Origin of the sequence: Agrobacterium burrii (genome assembly GCF_017313405.1) — a bacterium.
Taxonomy (GTDB): Bacteria; Pseudomonadota; Alphaproteobacteria; order Rhizobiales; family Rhizobiaceae; genus Agrobacterium; species Agrobacterium burrii.
In genome coordinates, this window is record NZ_JAFLNA010000004.1 from 1 (window position 1) to 17042 (window position 17042).

13 protein-coding genes are annotated in these 17042 nt (G+C 58.9%); 6 read left to right on the forward strand and 7 right to left on the reverse strand.

The window, feature by feature from the left end:
- Positions 1-115: 115 nt before the first annotated feature.
- On the forward strand, positions 116-1255 hold the full coding sequence (locus JZX89_RS08995) for a GGDEF domain-containing protein (RefSeq protein ID WP_149900086.1): 1140 nt from the start codon (positions 116-118) through the stop codon (positions 1253-1255).
- Here the strand turns inward: JZX89_RS08995 and JZX89_RS09000 are convergent.
- The 4 genes from JZX89_RS09000 to JZX89_RS09010 all read right to left on the reverse strand — a co-directional run bounded on the left by JZX89_RS09000 (position 1252) and on the right by JZX89_RS09010 (position 6219).
- Positions 1252-1440 carry a type II toxin-antitoxin system antitoxin gene (locus JZX89_RS09000; RefSeq protein ID WP_149900087.1) on the reverse strand — a complete coding sequence of 63 codons (189 nt, stop codon included), beginning with the start codon at positions 1438-1440 and terminating at the stop codon, positions 1252-1254. The two genes, JZX89_RS08995 and JZX89_RS09000, sit on opposite strands and share 4 nt — an antisense overlap.
- A 4-nt stretch (positions 1441-1444) precedes the next feature.
- Positions 1445-1573 (reverse strand): hypothetical protein, encoded by a 129-nt coding sequence (locus JZX89_RS28775; RefSeq protein WP_256438131.1) that lies wholly within the window; start codon positions 1571-1573, stop codon positions 1445-1447.
- 146 nt (positions 1574-1719) lie between these two features.
- On the reverse strand, positions 1720-5208 hold the full coding sequence (gene carB / locus JZX89_RS09005) for a carbamoyl-phosphate synthase large subunit (protein ID WP_207133860.1): 3489 nt from the start codon (positions 5206-5208) through the stop codon (positions 1720-1722).
- Between the two features lie 156 nt (positions 5209-5364).
- Positions 5365-6219 (reverse strand): LytTR family DNA-binding domain-containing protein, encoded by an 855-nt coding sequence (locus JZX89_RS09010; protein ID WP_207133861.1) that lies wholly within the window; start codon positions 6217-6219, stop codon positions 5365-5367.
- Positions 6220-6267: 48 nt separating this feature from the next.
- Between JZX89_RS09010 and JZX89_RS09015 the strand changes: the two genes are divergently transcribed.
- Together JZX89_RS09015 and ypfJ are read left to right on the forward strand one after the other, a co-directional pair.
- Positions 6268-6756, forward strand: a complete 489-nt coding sequence (locus tag JZX89_RS09015; RefSeq protein ID WP_207133862.1) for a DUF2306 domain-containing protein — start codon at positions 6268-6270, stop codon at positions 6754-6756.
- Positions 6757-6842: 86 nt separating this feature from the next.
- The gene (gene ypfJ / locus JZX89_RS09020) at positions 6843-7778 is read left to right on the forward strand and encodes a KPN_02809 family neutral zinc metallopeptidase (protein WP_153515002.1); all 936 of its coding nucleotides are present in this window, start codon (positions 6843-6845) and stop codon (positions 7776-7778) included.
- Between the two features lie 40 nt (positions 7779-7818).
- On the opposite strand, the gene JZX89_RS09025 is transcribed toward ypfJ, so the two are convergent.
- Both JZX89_RS09025 and mcpU read right to left on the reverse strand, forming a co-directional pair.
- The gene (locus JZX89_RS09025; RefSeq protein ID WP_207133863.1) at positions 7819-8298 is read right to left on the reverse strand and encodes a DUF2938 domain-containing protein; all 480 of its coding nucleotides are present in this window, start codon (positions 8296-8298) and stop codon (positions 7819-7821) included.
- A gap of 301 nt (positions 8299-8599) precedes the next feature.
- Positions 8600-10690 carry a methyl-accepting chemotaxis protein McpU gene (mcpU, locus tag JZX89_RS09030; RefSeq protein ID WP_207133864.1) on the reverse strand — a complete coding sequence of 697 codons (2091 nt, stop codon included), beginning with the start codon at positions 10688-10690 and terminating at the stop codon, positions 8600-8602.
- Positions 10691-11019: 329 nt separating this feature from the next.
- On the opposite strand from mcpU, the gene JZX89_RS09035 reads away from it, so the two are divergent.
- Positions 11020-12417: an MATE family efflux transporter gene (locus JZX89_RS09035; RefSeq protein WP_207133865.1), complete on the forward strand. Its 1398-nt coding sequence runs from the start codon at positions 11020-11022 to the stop codon at positions 12415-12417.
- A 40-nt stretch (positions 12418-12457) separates the two neighbouring features.
- Here the strand turns inward: JZX89_RS09035 and carA are convergent, their stop codons facing one another.
- Complete coding sequence (gene carA / locus JZX89_RS09040) at positions 12458-13663, reverse strand: glutamine-hydrolyzing carbamoyl-phosphate synthase small subunit (protein ID WP_149900095.1); 1206 nt, start codon at positions 13661-13663, stop codon at positions 12458-12460.
- Between the two features lie 334 nt (positions 13664-13997).
- Here carA and JZX89_RS09045 point away from each other — a divergent pair, with 334 nt between their 5' ends.
- Both JZX89_RS09045 and dnaG read left to right on the forward strand, forming a co-directional pair.
- The gene (locus JZX89_RS09045) at positions 13998-14450 is read left to right on the forward strand and encodes a GatB/YqeY domain-containing protein (RefSeq protein WP_207133866.1); all 453 of its coding nucleotides are present in this window, start codon (positions 13998-14000) and stop codon (positions 14448-14450) included.
- Between the two features lie 387 nt (positions 14451-14837).
- On the forward strand, positions 14838-16826 hold the full coding sequence (dnaG, locus tag JZX89_RS09050; protein WP_207133867.1) for a DNA primase: 1989 nt from the start codon (positions 14838-14840) through the stop codon (positions 16824-16826).
- The last annotated feature ends 216 nt before the right edge of the window (positions 16827-17042 follow it).

Consider the following 17042-nt stretch of genomic DNA (forward strand, 5'->3'; position numbering starts at 1 on the left):
TTCTTTTACTTTTATGAATATAATTTACTATTTTTTGGTTCGGTATTTTTATTGAAATTTTATACTTATCGACGATAATTGAATCGGTTTTATTTATTTATTGCGTGGACATATCATGTTGGGTGAACTCGACCTCACGACCGTCATACTGATGCAAAAATGCTCTTATATTGTGGGATTGCTGAGTTTCATCTATCTTAAGTTGTCAAATCGTGGATTGCGTGGCCCGGTTGCTCTTGCCGCCGGCTTTGCAGCCATGACAATTGGCTCCACACTCGCCGGTTACGGCGAATGGGGGATAATGTCACCGGCTTTATGGCAGCTCGGCAGTGTCGTTTTCGGCATTATTGGTTATGCGCTGATCTGGCTCGGTCTGAAAGTTTTGAGCGACGGACGCCCTGTGGGCCGGCGGACGGTGGTCGCCCTCTGTCTTGTCGCGCTGCTGGCGATTGTCGTCGCGCTGCAGGTGGCTGAAAACAATGCGTATCGTGCGGCTCTTTTCAATGGTTGCGCGGCTCTCGCCTATCTTGCGGGCGCGGGTGGGCTTTTCGCCAGGTGGAGCAAGGAGCGGCTTCTCTCCCGTCTGGCGCTCGGCGCAATCACCGGCATTTCCGGTCTGATTTCGCTATCCGTGGTGAAAAGCATATTCTTCCCGGACTATGCCACTATCAATCTGGTCAATGCGTTTTTCTTCATCATCATGTTGAACTTCGCCATCGCGCTGTTCGTGATGATGCTGGTAGCCGAGCGGTCCGAACGAAAATTGCTGGTTCTCGCCAACACCGATCCGCTGACCGGCGTCAAGAACCGCCGGTTCTTTTTCCAGGCCATGCCTGCGGCACCCGATCCCGCCGATGCGGCCATGCTGCTCGATATCGATCACTTCAAATCGATCAACGACCGTTTTGGCCATGCCGTCGGCGATAGCGTCCTTCAGGAAGTGGCAAAACGCATCGGCGGCAGCATACGCGGCGGCGATGTGCTGGCGCGTTACGGTGGTGAGGAGTTCATCATCTTCCTGCCGGGTGCAGGTGGTCAGAAAGCCTCTGTTATCGGCGAGCGTATTCGCAATGCGGTTGCGGTCAATGACGTCGATTGTGGCGGGCTGCGCGTCGGCGTGACGATCAGCATTGGCGTTGCGACCACCGGCGAGATGCGCTGCGACCTCCAGACGCTCGCGGAAATGGCAGATCGCGCCCTTTACCGCGCCAAGAGCGAAGGGCGCAACTGCGTGCGCGAGGCGCTGGCGGCCTAGCCTCGCGGCTCGCTCACTTCATCCGCCGCGGCGCGATGGTGCAGGGCTTCCTTGAGCAAAATTTCGATCTGGGCATTGATACTGCGCAATTCGCCGCTGGCGGTGTTCCTGATCACGTTCAATATTGCGGGTTCGATTCGCAGCGGAAAAGCCACCCGTTCCGGTCCCGGCGGACGTCCTGCCATAGCTTCAGCCCCGCAAGGTTTCGGTGTTGATCATCGGGGTTGCGTCGATAGGCGCGGAAATGCCGGCGATCATGCGGGCAAGCGCATATCCGCCTGTGGCCGGAGACGGTGTTTCGGCAATGGATAAGGGCATCACGGACCTCACGTGGGAATGATGCGTTTTTGATACCGGAAACGGATTGCAGGGGGATTACGCAATGCGAAACGCCGCAGATCTTGCGACCTGCGGCGTTTCGTTTTCATTCAGTATTCAATCCGCGGATTTCTCACGCAGGCTGCTTACTGGAAATAGCTCTGCAGCGGCTTCACTTCGAGATTGCCGGCCTTCAGTGCCTTGATGGCAAGGGCGGCGGCTTCCGCACCGGCCATCGTCGTGTAGTAAGGCACCTTCTGCATCAGCGTCGCGCGGCGCAGCGACTTGCTGTCCGAAATCGCCTTGTTGCTGTCGGTGGTGTTGATGACGAGCTGAACCTGACGGTTGCGGATGGCGTCTTCGATATGCGGACGGCCTTCCTGCACCTTGTTGATCTTTTCGGCGTTGATGCCCTGTTCGGCAAGGAAACGCTGGGTGCCGCCGGTCGCCAGAACCCTGAAGCCGCTTTCCACCAGAATGCGGATGGCGGGCAGAACCCGATCCTTGTCATCATCGCGCACCGAGACGAACACCGTGCCTGAGCGCGGCAGATCGACGCCGGCACCGAGCTGGCTCTTGGCGAAGGCCAGTGCGAAATCCGTGTCAAGGCCGATGACTTCACCCGTCGAGCGCATTTCTGGTCCAAGCAGAATATCGACGCCGGGGAAGCGGGCGAAGGGGAAGACGGCTTCCTTGACGGCAATGTGCTTCAGGTTGCGCGGATCGGGCTTTTCGCCATAGGCGGCAATCGCCGCATCGAGCTTCTCGCCGGCCATGACGCGGGCGGCGATCTTGGCGATCGGCGCGCCGATGGTCTTGGCGACGAAAGGCACGGTGCGCGAGGCGCGCGGGTTGACTTCGAGAACGTAGATCGTGCCGTCCTTGATGGCATATTGAACGTTCATCAGGCCGCCGACCTTCAGCGCCTTGGCAAGCGCCGTCGTCTGGCGCTCCAGTTCGTCAAGGGTTTCCTTGCTGAGCGAACGGGACGGCAGCGAGCAGGCCGAGTCGCCCGAATGGATGCCGGCCTCTTCGATATGTTCCATGATGCCGGAAACGAAGACGCTTTCGCCGTCGCAGAGCGCATCGACGTCGACTTCGACGGCGTTGGTCAGGTAGCTGTCGAACAGCAGCGGGTTCTTGCCGAGCAGGGTGTTGATCTGGCCGGTCTTGTCGTTGGGGTAACGCTGCTTGATATCTTCCGGCACGAGACCCGGAACGGTGTCGAGCAGGTAGGTCTGCAACTGGCCTTCCGAATGGATGATCTGCATGGCGCGGCCACCCAGAACGTAGGACGGGCGCACCACCAGCGGGAAGCCGATTTCAGACGCGACGAGGCGGGCCTGCTCGACCGAATAGGCGATGCCATTGTTGGGCTGGGCGAGATCGAGCTTCATCAGCAGCTTCTGGAAGCGGTCGCGGTCTTCAGCGAGGTCGATCATGTCAGGCGCGGTACCGAGGATCGGGATGCCGTTCTTTTCCAGCGCTTCGGCGAGCTTCAGCGGCGTCTGGCCACCGAACTGCACGATGACGCCGACCAGCTCGCCCTTTTCCTGTTCGGCGCGCAGGATCTCGATCACGTCTTCGGCCGTCAGCGGTTCGAAATACAGACGGTCGGAGGTGTCGTAATCGGTGGACACCGTTTCCGGGTTGCAGTTGATCATGATCGCTTCGAAACCGGCATCCTTCAGCGCGAAGGCGGCGTGGCAGCAGCAATAATCGAACTCGATGCCCTGGCCGATACGGTTCGGGCCACCGCCGAGAATGACGACTTTCTTGCGGTCGGACACCTGGGCTTCCGAGCGGGCCACACCGACGAAGGGCGTCTCGTAGGTCGAATACATATAGGCGGTGGGCGAGGCGAATTCGGCCGCGCAGGTGTCGATGCGCTTGAAGACCGGGCGAACGTTGAGGCTATTGCGCAGTTCGGCCACTTCCTTCGGGCGCTTGCCCGTCAGAATGGCAAGGCGGGCGTCGGAGAAGCCCATGGCTTTCAGCATGCGCAGGTTTTCGGCGTCCTGCGGCAGGCCGTGCTCGCGGATGCGGGCTTCCATATCCACGATGGCCTTGAGTTCAGCGATGAACCACGGGTCGATCTTCGAGTTTTCGTGGACTTCCTCTGCCGTCATGCCCATGCGCAGCGCCTGTGCGACCATGCGCAGGCGGTCCGGCGTCGGCGTGCCGATGGCGGCGCGGATGGCGTTCTTGGAGCCTTCGCCTTCCTCAAAGCCGGGGATTTCGATTTCATCGAGACCCGTGAGGCCAGTTTCCATGCCGCGCAGCGCCTTCTGCAGCGATTCGGCGAAGGTGCGGCCGATGGCCATGACTTCACCGACCGACTTCATGGCCGTGGTGAGGATCGGCGAAGCGCCGGGGAATTTCTCGAAGGCGAAACGCGGGATCTTGGTGACGACGTAGTCGATCGATGGTTCGAACGAGGCGGGCGTCGCGCCGCCGGTAATGTCGTTTTCCAGCTCGTCCAGCGTGTAGCCGATGGCAAGCTTGGCGGCGATCTTGGCGATGGGGAAGCCGGTCGCCTTGGAGGCGAGAGCGGACGAGCGCGACACGCGCGGGTTCATTTCGATGACGACGAGGCGGCCGTCCTTGGGGTTGACGGCGAACTGCACGTTCGAGCCGCCGGTTTCCACGCCGATCTCGCGCAGCACCGCAATCGAGGCGTTGCGCATGATCTGGTATTCCTTGTCCGTCAGCGTCAGCGCCGGCGCAACGGTGATGGAGTCGCCGGTGTGGACGCCCATCGGATCGATGTTTTCGATGGAGCAGATGATGATGCAATTGTCCGCCGTGTCGCGGACCACTTCCATCTCATATTCCTTCCAGCCGAGCACCGATTCCTCGACCAGCACTTCGGTGGTCGGCGAGGCATCGAGACCGCCCGAGACGATATCGAAGAATTCCGAGCGGTTATAGGCAATGCCTCCGCCGGTGCCGCCGAGCGTGAAGGATGGGCGGATGATGGCGGGCAGGCCGACATGGTCGATGGCCTGGGCGGCAATGGCAATTGCATGCGCCATGTAGCGCTGCTTGCGGTCGGTCTCGCCAAGGTTCCACTGGTTTTCGAGATCGTCCAGCGCCTTGTCGAGTTCCGGGCCGGAAAGCTTTGCCTTCAGCTCAGCGCGCGCCGCCTCATGGGTCTTGCGGTCGGCGTCCTTGATTTCGGTGGCGTTGGCCAGCATCGATTTCGGCGTTTCAAGGCCGATACGCATCATCGCCTCGCGGAAGAGTGCACGGTCTTCGGCCATGTCGATGGCTTCGGGCTTTGCGCCGATCATTTCCACATTGTAGCGGTCGAGAACGCCCATGCGCTTCAGGGAAAGCGCGGTGTTGAGCGCGGTCTGGCCGCCCATGGTCGGCAAAAGCGCGTCCGGACGCTCCTTGGCGATGATCTTGGCGACGACTTCCGGCGTGATCGGCTCGACATAGGTTGCGTCGGCAAGGCCCGGATCGGTCATGATCGTCGCCGGGTTGGAGTTCACCAGAATAACCCGGTAACCCTCTTCCTTCAGCGCCTTACAGGCCTGGGTGCCGGAATAGTCGAACTCACATGCCTGACCGATGACAATCGGTCCTGCGCCAATGATGAGGATGGACTTGATATCTTGGCGCTTGGGCATGGCTCTCTCGTTCCGCGTTTTGGTTGCGCAAAACACCAGCCAGGGTGAAAGATCACCGGCCGGGGCGCGCAATTCAAAGTTTTCAGGCTAGAAGCGGCTTATAGGCAAATGTTTTTGAGAACGGAACCCCATAAATTCCGGAATCGACAGAAACTCTTAACGGTTAGGGCCATGGGCGGAGAAACGGGCCTGTACCGCGGCATTATAGGAGCGGCTGACGGGAATTTCCGTGCCGTCCCCTGTTATGAGATGCAGACGGCCTGCATGTTTGCGCAGTGAGGCGACGTCTGCGTCTGCAATCCAGTGGGACCGGTGTACCTGCAAGCCCTGCGTAGCGCCAATTTCCTTCATGGCGTCGGCAAAACGCAGCAGAACCAGTTGACGTCCTCTGGTCGTCACCACCTCGGTGTAATGATCCTCCACGGACAGCCGCAGCAGTTCTCCACGCTTTTGCGGGGGTAGCCGCTCCAGCAGCGTTGCGGTGTTTGTCTCCTTGCGAGCGGCATCATCATGTGTCTCGGCCGTCGTCTGGAGAGACTGACGGGCGGTGAGATAACTCAGCAGACAAAAGATCGCGCAGAGCGGCAGGGCGGTGAGGCTGCTTTTAAGAATGGAGAGGACGCCGAGTTGCTTGTCGTAAAAGGTGTGGTTCGTAAGGCCGAGCAACAAACCGATCGGCAAAGACGCCAGCAGCGAGCCGATCATCATTCGCGCCAGCATGCTTTCTATACGAGCTGCAAGGATGGCATTGGCGACAATGGAGAAGACTATGGCGATTGCCCAGGCCCCAGTCTGAACGATCGTCCAGTAAAGCAGCCGGTCGGCGAAGCTCATGGTTTCGCTGGTTCCGAAAGGTCCGGTCAGGATGAAGATCGCCAGTATCGCAAGGAACGTCAGCCACAGCCTGCGGGACTGCAGGATGGCGTGCATTTCACGAAGCGTGGATTGCAGATAGGGGTGATCCACGAAGTTTTCCTGCGATTGACGCCAATCCATTTTTCTTTCGTGCATGTTTTGCCGAAATTGCCGGTGATTTCAACCGGGCCAGACAGGAAAGCCATGTCACTCCAGCCTTTGCTAGACGCACCGCTTGCCGTGCAATTTCATGTCTTCACCGTCGTTCCCGCCGCCCTTCTCGGGGCCTTTGTCTTTCTGCGACCCAAGGGCACCGCCATCCATCGGCTGCTGGGCAAGATCTGGGTGGCGCTGATGGTCATGACATCAATTTCAACCTTCTTCATCCATGAACTCAGGATGTTTTATGGTTTCAGCCCGATCCACCTGCTGTCCATCTTCACCATATATGGTTGTCTGCAATCGGTCTATTTTGCGCGCCGTGGTGATATCAGACGCCATATGCGCATCATGCAAAGCGTTTATCTCGGCGGCATCGTGATTGCTGGCGGCTTCACCTTCGTTCCGGGACGTATCATGCATGAGGTTGTTTTCGCTGACGGCAAGGCGGGTTTTGCCACCCTTTCCGCCGGCATTTTCGTTTTTGCCGTCCTGCTTCTGACCGTCATCAGGCAAAGAAGGAGAACAGTCTGAGCGGGCCAAGCTTTCTTCCGGAACAAGATGTATTATAGTGCCGTTATAAGGCAGCTTGTTGAGGCGATGTTCGCCGGGAGAATAGTATGGAATGGAGAGGGCGTCGCCAGTCGGACAATATCGAGGACCGGCGCGGCATGTCGGCGGGTTCGGGGCCTTCTGGCAACGATCCCTTTTCCCGAGGCGGGATGCGCGTGCCGATCGGGCGTCGCGGCGGTGGTCTTGGTATCGGCGGTATTCTGGTCATCCTCCTGATCAGCTGGGTGCTTGGAATCAATCCGCTGACGCTGCTTTCAGGCGGCGATATTTCACTGGATGGCGGTGGCACGACACAGCAGCAATCCGGAACCCAGCAGTCCGGCACGCGTCCGCAGGGCCAATCGTCCGATGAGACGACGGCTTTCGTGCGCACCGTGCTGGCCGAGACCGAAGATACGTGGAGCGGCATTTTTCAGTCCGCCGGCGAGACCTATCAGAAACCGACGCTGGTGCTGTTTTCCGGCCAGGTATCGTCTGCCTGCGGTTCTGCTTCGGCGGCCAGCGGTCCGTTTTATTGCCCGGGTGACCGCAAGGTCTATCTCGACACCAGCTTCTTCAATGAACTGGACAAGCGTTTCGGCGCTTCCGGCGATTTCGCGCAGGCTTACGTGATTGCGCATGAAGTGGGCCATCACGTCCAGAACCTGACCGGCGTTCTGCCGGAATTCAACCGTCGCCGTCAGTCCATGAGCCAGGCGGACGCCAACAAGATGTCGGTGCGTGTGGAGCTTCAAGCCGATTGTTATGCCGGTATCTGGGGCAAGTTCACCGAGCAGAAGGGCATTCTGGAAACCGGCGACCTCGAGGAAGCGCTCAACGCCGCCCACCAGATCGGTGACGACACGTTGCAGAAACAGACGCAAGGATATGTGGTGCCTGATAGTTTCAACCACGGCACCTCGGCGCAGCGCATGGAATGGTTCAAGCGCGGTTTCCAGAACGGCCGTGTCGAAGATTGCGACACCTTCTCGGCGAATATCTGAGACTTAAACAGGTGAGGGGGCTTTTCAGCCCCCTTTTTATTTAGCGCATCAAAAGCGCCACGGCATACATGCCCAGCGCAAAGACCGTGTGGGCCACGAGGTTGAGAATACGAACCTTGGTGGGATTCGGCGTTTTCGATGCCGCCCAGCCGATGCCAAGACCCGGCTGCAGCAGGAACCAGCCCGCGCCGACCGTGACGATGCCGACGATCCATGGCTGGATGAAGGACGGGTTCGCAAACCAGGCAGCCGGCACCACCAGCGCCAGAATGATGCCGTAGAGGATGCCAACGGCGTAGTGCGAAATCCAGCCGAGCGCCAGTTCATGCTCGTAAGGTGCGGCCGTGGCGATGCTGTCGTGAAACACTTTGCCCTTCGGCACATGCCAGAACCAGCGGCCGACCGGCGCCCAGTTCGGCGCTGACTGGCCGAAAAACCGGTGCAGCACAATCGCCCATATATCCATAAACACCGTGCCGCCAATGCCCATGGCAATGCCGCGCCAAATCAGTTCCAGCATAAATCCCTCCGCAAATCATGATCGATCAAGCTCTAGCGGATCGTGCCGGGGGCGGGAACAGGCTTTTTTCGATTGCTGCGGTTGGATACGAAAAATGGCCGCATCGCTCCGGCCATAAGAGTGGTGAGAAACGCGCAAAACCTCGCCTCCGTCATGCTCGGGCTTGTCCCGAGCATCTGCAACCGATCGATTTAACGCGACGTGGTTGGATCCTCGGGACAAGCCCGAGGATGACGTCGAGAGTAGGTAAGGGTTGGCAGCGATCTGGTTACGATAGCGCCCCAGTCACTGTCGTTTTCCCCTAAGCAGCCCGCCCATATTCCGCCTGCCGCCGGGTTGCCGTGGCGAGCTGGAATTGGGCCAGCAGATCGTTGAGCGCTGCCGCTTCCGAAGCCAACCCATGACTTGCCGCTGTCTGTTCTTCGACCATGGCGGCATTCTGCTGTGTGCCCTGATCGATGGTGTTGATGGCGGTGTTGATTTCCTGAAGCCCCGTCGACTGTTCGCGCGAGGATGTGACGATGGCGTCGATGTGGCGGTTGATTTCCTGCACTTCGCGGACGATGGTTTCCAGTGCCTTGCCGGCGTTGCCGACGAGATCGACGCCGGATTGCACCTGCGAGGTCGAGGCGTTGATCAGCGTCTTGATCGCTTTTGCCGCATTGGCGGAGCGCTGGGCGAGCTCGCGGACTTCCTGCGCGACGACTGCAAAACCCTTGCCGGCTTCACCGGCGCGGGCGGCTTCCACGCCGGCATTCAGCGCAAGCAGGTTGGTCTGGAAGGCGATCTCATCGATCACGCCGATGATATTGCTGATCTCGGACGATGATTTTTCGATGCCTTCCATGGCGCGAACGGCGTCGCCGACGATGACACCGGACTGTTCGGCATTGTTGCGCGTGCGGTCGACCAGACGGCCGACTTCTTCTGCCCGGCGGGCGGAATCCTTGACCGTCGTGGTGATTTCTTCGAGTGCTGCCGCCGTCTCTTCCACGGAAGCCGCCTGCTGTTCGGTGCGCCGTGCCAGATCGTCGGCGGACTGGCGGATTTCGCCAGCCCCGGCGTCGATTGCCAGCGCGTTCTGGCCGACGGTGCTGAGCGCGACGTTCAGCTTGGCGACGGAATTGTTGAAATCGTCGCGAAGCCGGTCGATGCGGCTCACGAACGGCGTGTCGATACGGTAATTGAGATCACCGTTCGAAAGATGCGTCAGACCCTTGGCCAGCGAGTCGACTGCGAACTGGATGTCTGCCGCTTCTTTTGCCGTCAGTCTTTCACGGTCGCTGCGTTCCTGTTCGGAAAGCGTGCGGTTCTGTTCCGCGTCACCTTCAAGGCGCAGGCGCTCCATGGCGTTCGATCTGAAAACGGCGACCGCTGCGGCCATCGAGCCGATCTGGTCGCTGCGTTCCTGGCCGGGAATGGCGACATCGAGATTGCCGGCCGCAAGGCCTTCCATGGCCGAGGTCATCTGTGTGACGGGGCGGACGATGAAACGGGAGAGCACGGTTGCAAGCAGCGCGATCATGATTGCGGCGGCAAGAACCGTGGCAATGGTCGCCGCCAGCCGGAATTGGCCGATTGCGCTGTAGGCGACATCGGAATCGACGACGAAGCCGAGATACCAGTCGACCGAAGGCAGGCCGGCAACCGGGATGAAGCTGGTGATCTTGCCCTTGCCGTCAATTTCGGTCTGGGAAATTGCCGAGGAAATTGTCGGTGTGTTGACCTTGAAAAGATCGGTCAGCGGCTTGTCGACGAATTTCGGATCGGGATGAATAAGGATCTTGCCATCCTTGCTGACGAGGAAGGCATAACCGTCCGTGCCGGCATCCACCGACTTGATCATCGTCACCAGTGATTCCAGCGAGAAATCGCTTCCTGTTACGCCGGCCAGTTTGCCGTCGATGGAGACCGGAATAGCGGCAGTGATGATGAGACCACCGGTCGATGCGTCGTTGTAGGGTTCGGTCAACACCGGCTTGCCGGCTTTCACCGCATCCAGATACCAGGGGCGCTTGCGCGGATCATAACCTTCCGGCAGCGATGTTTTCGGGAATGTCGTGAAGACGCCGTTTTCGGCATTGCCGAAATAGGTGGACATGAATTGTGCGGTCAGCACGTCGTTCTGCAGGAATTGCACCTTGGCGTCATCGTCGGAAAGCTTGGCGAGCGTTTTCGCCACCGTGTCGGTGAGCATGATGCGGCCGTTCAGCCAGTTGGCGATGCTCTGTGCGGCCTGTTTGCCGGACGAATCGATGTTTTCTGCCACCGCTTCCGTCGTGACTCGGTGCTGAAGACTATCGATATAGAAAGAAAAGCCCGCAAAGGCGGCGACGACCAATGATGACGCCGCAAACAGAATGCGCGTCATGAGGTTGGATTTTTTTGGCAAGCTACACGTCCTTGAAACCAGATGTACCCGGTCGGGTCATCTTGGAGAATGGGGGGAAAGACATGCCTCTAAGGCGGGAATATTCTGCGTCATGCAGCTTATGATTTAAAAGAACTACGCGATGTTCTAATAGGTAAAGTGAAATGGTAAAATTCGACTAAATTTGTTTTGGTTCATGCCGTTTCAGTCGGTGCGGGCAGGCTTTGCAATTCTGCGTAAATTTTGATCATTGGGCTGCAAAGGTTGCGTGCAGGAAGGGAATATTTTATTCATCACCCTGCTGCCGTTGCGCAATTCGCGGGCAACGGCCAAAATTCAGGTGAATTACAATGTCTTCGTCGGTTGTTGCAGAAACCGTTCCCTCCGGATCGGGGTCGTGGCTTTCGCATTTCAAGGCTACGCTTGCGCTTGGAATTCCGCTTATCGGTGCGCAGCTCGCACAGCTTGGCATCCATACGACTGATATGGTCATCGTCGGCCAGCTGGGGGCTGAAAAGCTGGCGGCCATGGTGCTGGCCGGGCAGTTCTTCTTCGTCGTCTTTATTTTTGGCTCGGGATTTTCCGTGGCCGTGGTGCCGATGGTGGCGCAGGCTTACGGGCAGGGCGATGCGACGGCGGCCCGCCGTTCGCTGCGCATGGGCATGTGGGTGGCGATTGCCTACTGGGTGCTTGCCCTGCCGATATTCGTCAATGCCGAGCGAATTCTGGTCTATCTTGGGCAAAACCCCGAAGTTTCGGCGCTGACCGGCCATTATCTCGCCATCGCCAAATTCGGCCTCCTGCCGGCGCTACTTTTTTACGTGCTGCGCGGACTTGTCAGCGCCATCGGTCGTGCAGGCATCATTCTTTACGTCACCATCATCATGCTGGTGATGAACGGTTTGATGGCTTATGCGCTCGTGTTCGGCCATTTCGGCCTGCCGGTAATGGGCATGAATGGCGCTGCCGTCGTTGCCGTCATCGTTAATGCCTTCAGCTTCATCTTCATCGTTGCCTATGTGCAGACGCGTGAGGAGACGAAGAAATACGAGCTTTTCGTGCGTTTCTGGCGGCCGGACTGGCATGCGCTGTTCGAAGTGCTGCGTCTCGGCCTGCCGATCAGCATCACCATCCTTGCCGAAGTGACGCTGTTTGCCGCCGCATCGATCCTGATGGGGCAGATCGGCACCGTGCAGCTTGCGGCACATGGCATTGCCCTGCAGCTTGCCTCCATCGCCTTCATGATCCCGCTCGGCCTGTCACAGGCGGCAACCGTGCGCGTGGGCATCGCCCGTGGTCAGGGCGATTTCAAAAACCTCATTCGCGCATCGATCATGATCTACGCCATTGCCTGCGGCATTGCCCTTTGCGGCGGCATCCTGTTTGCGGTCGTTCCGGACTTTCTGGCGAAATGGTTCCTCGATCCAAAATTGCCGGAAGCGGCGGAAGTGCTCGCCTATGCCAGCAGCCTCGTGGTGATCGCCGGCGTCTTCCAGCTGGTGGATGGTATTCAGGCCGTGACGGCGGGGCTGCTGCGCGGGCTGAAGGATGCGCGTATTCCAGCGATGCTGGCGCTGATTTCCTATTGGCCGATCGGGCTGGCGCTTGCCTGGACCATGGCCTTCCCGCTCGGTTTTGGCGGGCGCGGCGTCTGGTTCGGTTTCGTGATCGGCCTTTCGACGGCGGCTGTTCTGCTTACCGTCCGTTTCGTCATTCTGGTGAAGCGCGAAATGCAAACGGCCCGCTGATAGCGGGCCGCATATTCTTACCGGATATTCTGAAAGTCTATCAGCGCTCGGCGAGCGCTGCCTCACCTTGTCTCTCGCGTAGCAAGTTGACGAAGCGGCGGAAGAGGTAGTGGCTGTCCTGCGGGCCGGGCGATGCTTCCGGGTGATGCTGGACGGAGAAGACCGGCTTGCCGATAATGCGCAGGCCGCAATTGGTGCCATCAAACAGCGACGTGTGGGTTTCCTCAATGCCTTCAGGCAGCGACTTGGCGTCGACTGCAAAGCCGTGGTTCATCGAGACGATTTCCACCTTGCCTGTCGTGAAGTCCTTGACCGGATGGTTGGCGCCGTGATGGCCCTGATGCATCTTTTCGGTTTTCGCGCCGACGGCGAGGCCGAGCATCTGGTGGCCGAGGCAGATGCCGAAGATCGGCAGGTCGCTGTTGATGAGGTTCTGGATGACCGGAACGGCATATTCGCCCGTTGCGGCCGGGTCTCCTGGACCGTTGGAGAGGAACACGCCATCCGGCTTCAGCGCCAGAATGTCTTCCGCCGATGTCTGGGCCGGAACCACCGTCACCTTACAATCGAGACCGGCGAAAAGGCGCAGGATGTTGCGCTTGACGCCGAAATCCACGCAAACAACGTGGTACTTCGCATCGGCTTCGCCGAGCGAGCCATAACCCTTGTTCCAGACCCACGGCGTTTCCGTCCAGGTCGAAGACTGGCCGGAGGTGGCTTCGATGGCGAGGTCGAGGCCGACGAGGCCGCTCCATGCCCTGGCTTCCGCCTTCAGCGCCTCGATGTCGAAGACGCCGTTCGGATCATGGGCGATGACCGCGTTCGGTGCGCCGTTTTCGCGGATCCATGCGGTCAGCGCGCGCGTATCGATGCCGCAAAGACCGATGACGCCGCGGGCCTTCAGCCAGGCATCCAGATGCTTGACGGCGCGGAAGTTCGACGGTTCGGTGATGTCGGCCTTGAAGATGACACCGACAGCGCCGCGGCGGGCGGCGGGGGTCAGGTCTTCGATGTCTTCTTCATTGGTGCCGACATTGCCGATATGCGGGAAGGTGAAAGTGACGATCTGGCCGAGATAGGACGGGTCGGTGAGGATTTCCTCGTAACCTGTCAGCGCCGTGTTGAAGCAGACTTCGGCCTGAACCTTGCCGGTTGCGCCGATGCCTGTGCCCTCGATCACCGTGCCATCGGCAAGAACAAGCATTGCGGTCGGTTTGCGGGTAGTCCAGGGCGCTGTCTCGGTCATCTCGTTCCGTTTCTGCCGCTTCGCACCCCGCCTCTTGAAAGGCAGGGGGTAAGGGGCCATTTTTGTCGCAGGCTTCGTGACATAAAGGGGCGCGCGAAAAACTCGCGTTCCGACCCTTCGTTAAAATCTCGTGCAGGTGCCGGAAAATAACGAAAGCAGCCCAAGCGGTCAACCGCAGGCTCAAGATTTACGCGGATTTAAGATGCCGTGGATTCAAGGGCTTATGCAATTGATTTGCTTGAGCGTAGTTGCTCGTTTATGTCGTTGCGAAAAATAAGGTGGAAAGTTTGCCTATCGCGAAGCTGCGGAATGGGCTTTCCCAAGGAGAAGAAAAATGATGCGCGACACGTTCGCAAATACTTTGAAAGATGCGCTGAAGGCTCGTGACGCCCGACGTACATCGACCGTGCGTCTCATTCAGGCGGCCATCAAGGATCGCGATATCGCCAATCGCGGCGTGGGAAAAGACCCCGTCAGCGATGAAGATATCATGCAGATCCTGACCAAGATGGTGAAGCAGCGCGAAGAGTCGGCCGCCATCTATGAAGGCGCCAGCCGACCCGAGCTTGCCGCGCAGGAGCGCGAGGAAATCGTCATCATCAAGGAATTCATGCCGGAAGAGATTCCAGCCGAAAAGGTGCGTGAACTGTGCCAGGCCGTCATCAGCGAGACCGGCGCGTCTGGCCTGCGTGACATGGGCAAATGCATGAATGCGCTGAAGGAACGCTATCCCGGCCAGATCGACTTCGCCAAGGCCTCTGGCGTCGTCAAGGATTTGCTGAAGTAGGTTTCCGCCATGTCAGAGAAGTAAAGGCAGGGTAGCCGGAGCTACCCTGCCTTTTTTCTGCCGACGAAGATGCATTCCGGCGGATCAAAATGCTCTCCCGCGCAGGCTTTTTTCGGGGGACGTGCCTGCGGGCGTCGGCAGATTTATGGGAATGTTCAAGCACTGCCTTTGACTGTGCTTTGTTTTTACATCGTCGCGATGGGCCGCTCAAATTACAAAAACATAATTTTTGGTGATGTTGCACTGCCATAAATTTGCCGGAGGCCGGCGCAATGGCGGCCTAGTTTTCATCGCCACGGCCTGTGAATATCGGGTATTGTCTTTCTTTGAGTTGGTGCTCAGGCCTTTATGCGCTTATATGAAAGACTGGCCTCCAACAGGTAACCCATGCGCTTTTCCAATTCTTTTCTCGATGAGATACGCGACCGCGTGAACATCTCCGATGTGATCGGCCGACGTGTGTCCTGGGACAAGAAGAAGACCAACACGCCGAAGGGTGATTATTGGGCCTGCTGCCCGTTCCATGGCGAAAAAAGTCCGAGCTTTCACTGCGAGGACCGCAAGGGGCGGTATCATTGCTTTGGCTGCGGTGTGTCCGGCGATCATTTCCGATTTTTGACCGACCTTGAGGGCCTGAGTTTTCCCGAAGCCGTGCAGCAGATCGCCGATATGGCTGGCATTTCCATGCCGCAGCCCGATCCGCAGGCGGAAAAGCGTGAACGTGAGCGCACCTCCCTGCAGGACGTCATGGAAATGGCGACGCTGTTCTTTCAGGATCAGTTGCAGACGGCGCCTGGTGCGCGGGCGCGGGCTTACTTGCGCGATCGCGGGTTGACAGGGCGCACCATCGAGACATTCAGGCTCGGCTTTGCGCCGGATAGCCGCAACGCGCTCAAAGAGCATCTGGCGAGCAAGGGCGTGGCGAAGGAGCAGATGGAGGCCTGCGGGCTGGTGGTGCATGAAAATGTGCCGGTTTCCTATGACCGGTTCCGCGACCGCATCATGTTCCCCATCCTGTCGTCGCGCGAGAAGGTCATTGCTTTCGGCGGCCGCGCCATGGCGGCGGATGCGGTGGCGAAATATCTGAACTCCAACGAGACCGAGCTTTTTCACAAGGGCAATGTTCTCTACAATTTCGCCCGTGCGCGCCGCGCTTCGCAGGCGGCCGGCGGCACGGTCATCGCCGTCGAAGGTTATATGGATGTCATCGCGCTTTATCAGGCCGGTGTCGAAAATGCGGTGGCGCCGCTCGGCACGGCACTGACGGAAAGCCAACTCGATCTCCTCTGGAAAATGTCGCCGCAGCCGGTTCTCTGCTTCGATGGCGATGGTGCGGGCATTCGCGCCGCCAACCGTGCGGCTGATCTGGCTTTGCCGCATATCAAGCCGGATCGCTCCGTCAGCTTCGCTCTTCTGCCTGATGGCAAGGATCCGGATGATCTCGTGAAGCTCGAAGGGCGTGCACCATTCGACCGAGTGCTTTCGGAAGCCAAGCCGCTTGCCGCGATGATCTGGAGCCGCGAGACGTCGTCGATGACCTTCGATACGCCGGAAAAACGCGCCCAGCTTGAAAGCCGCCTGCGGCAGATCGTTGCCGTCATCGGCGACGAGGCGGTACGGCGGTTTTACCAGCAGGATATGCGCGACAGGCTGAATGGTTTCTTCCAGCCCCGCTTTCAGCAGGGCGGGCAACAGGGCAATAACTTCCGCCGCAATAATGGTGCGCAGACCACGGGCCGTGGCTTCCAGCGCAATGCGTCGGGGCGGGGCGGGGCCATGTCCGCGCCGGCCAGCAGTATATCGGACCGGTTGACGCAGTCGGGTCTGGTCAGGGGGCATCAGACCAAACCCTCGCTCCGGGAAAGCGTTCTTGCCATCACCATCGTCAATCATCCTGAATTGCTGCTCGAGGAATATGACGAGATCGCTGCGATTGACTACGAGAACCGCGATCTGCAGCGGCTGTGGTCGACAGTGCTGACATACGCGGCCGAGAGTGCGGCTGATATATCGCGGGCAGGGCTGATCGAACGCCTGTCACTGCAGGATTTCGAGGTGCTGTTGAAGACCATGGACCAGCAGGTGCGCAATGCCCGCCTGTGGACCGCGACCGAACAGGCGGCGATGGAAGATGCGCGTGAGGGCTACGTACAGGCGCTTTCGCTGCACAAGAGAACGAAATCCCTGCTCTGGCAGAAGCGGGAGCTGGAGCGGGAAATTGCCGAGGCGACGGATGACGAGCGCGGCACGCTTCTGGTACGGGCGCTGGCCGAGGTGCAGCTCGAAATCGGCCGCATGGAAAATCAGGAAGCGATCATCGATGGTTTCGGGGTCATGTCTGGCCGGGTGAAGGGGCCAGCCTTCGGCCATGGCTGAGAGAATTGAAAGACGTGTGGGGTTGCCTTTTCCGGCAAGCGTCCTAAATAGGGGATAGTCTGGTGATAACCGCGAAATGCGGCCTTTTTTGAGAAATTCCGTGGCTGTCTCGCCCTCAAAGGCTTGACGGGGCGGGAAATAGCGGGAATCACCATTTCATGAATAGTAAAGTGGAATGAGCCTTGGCGGATAGAAATTGCATGAGCAAGCATTTCC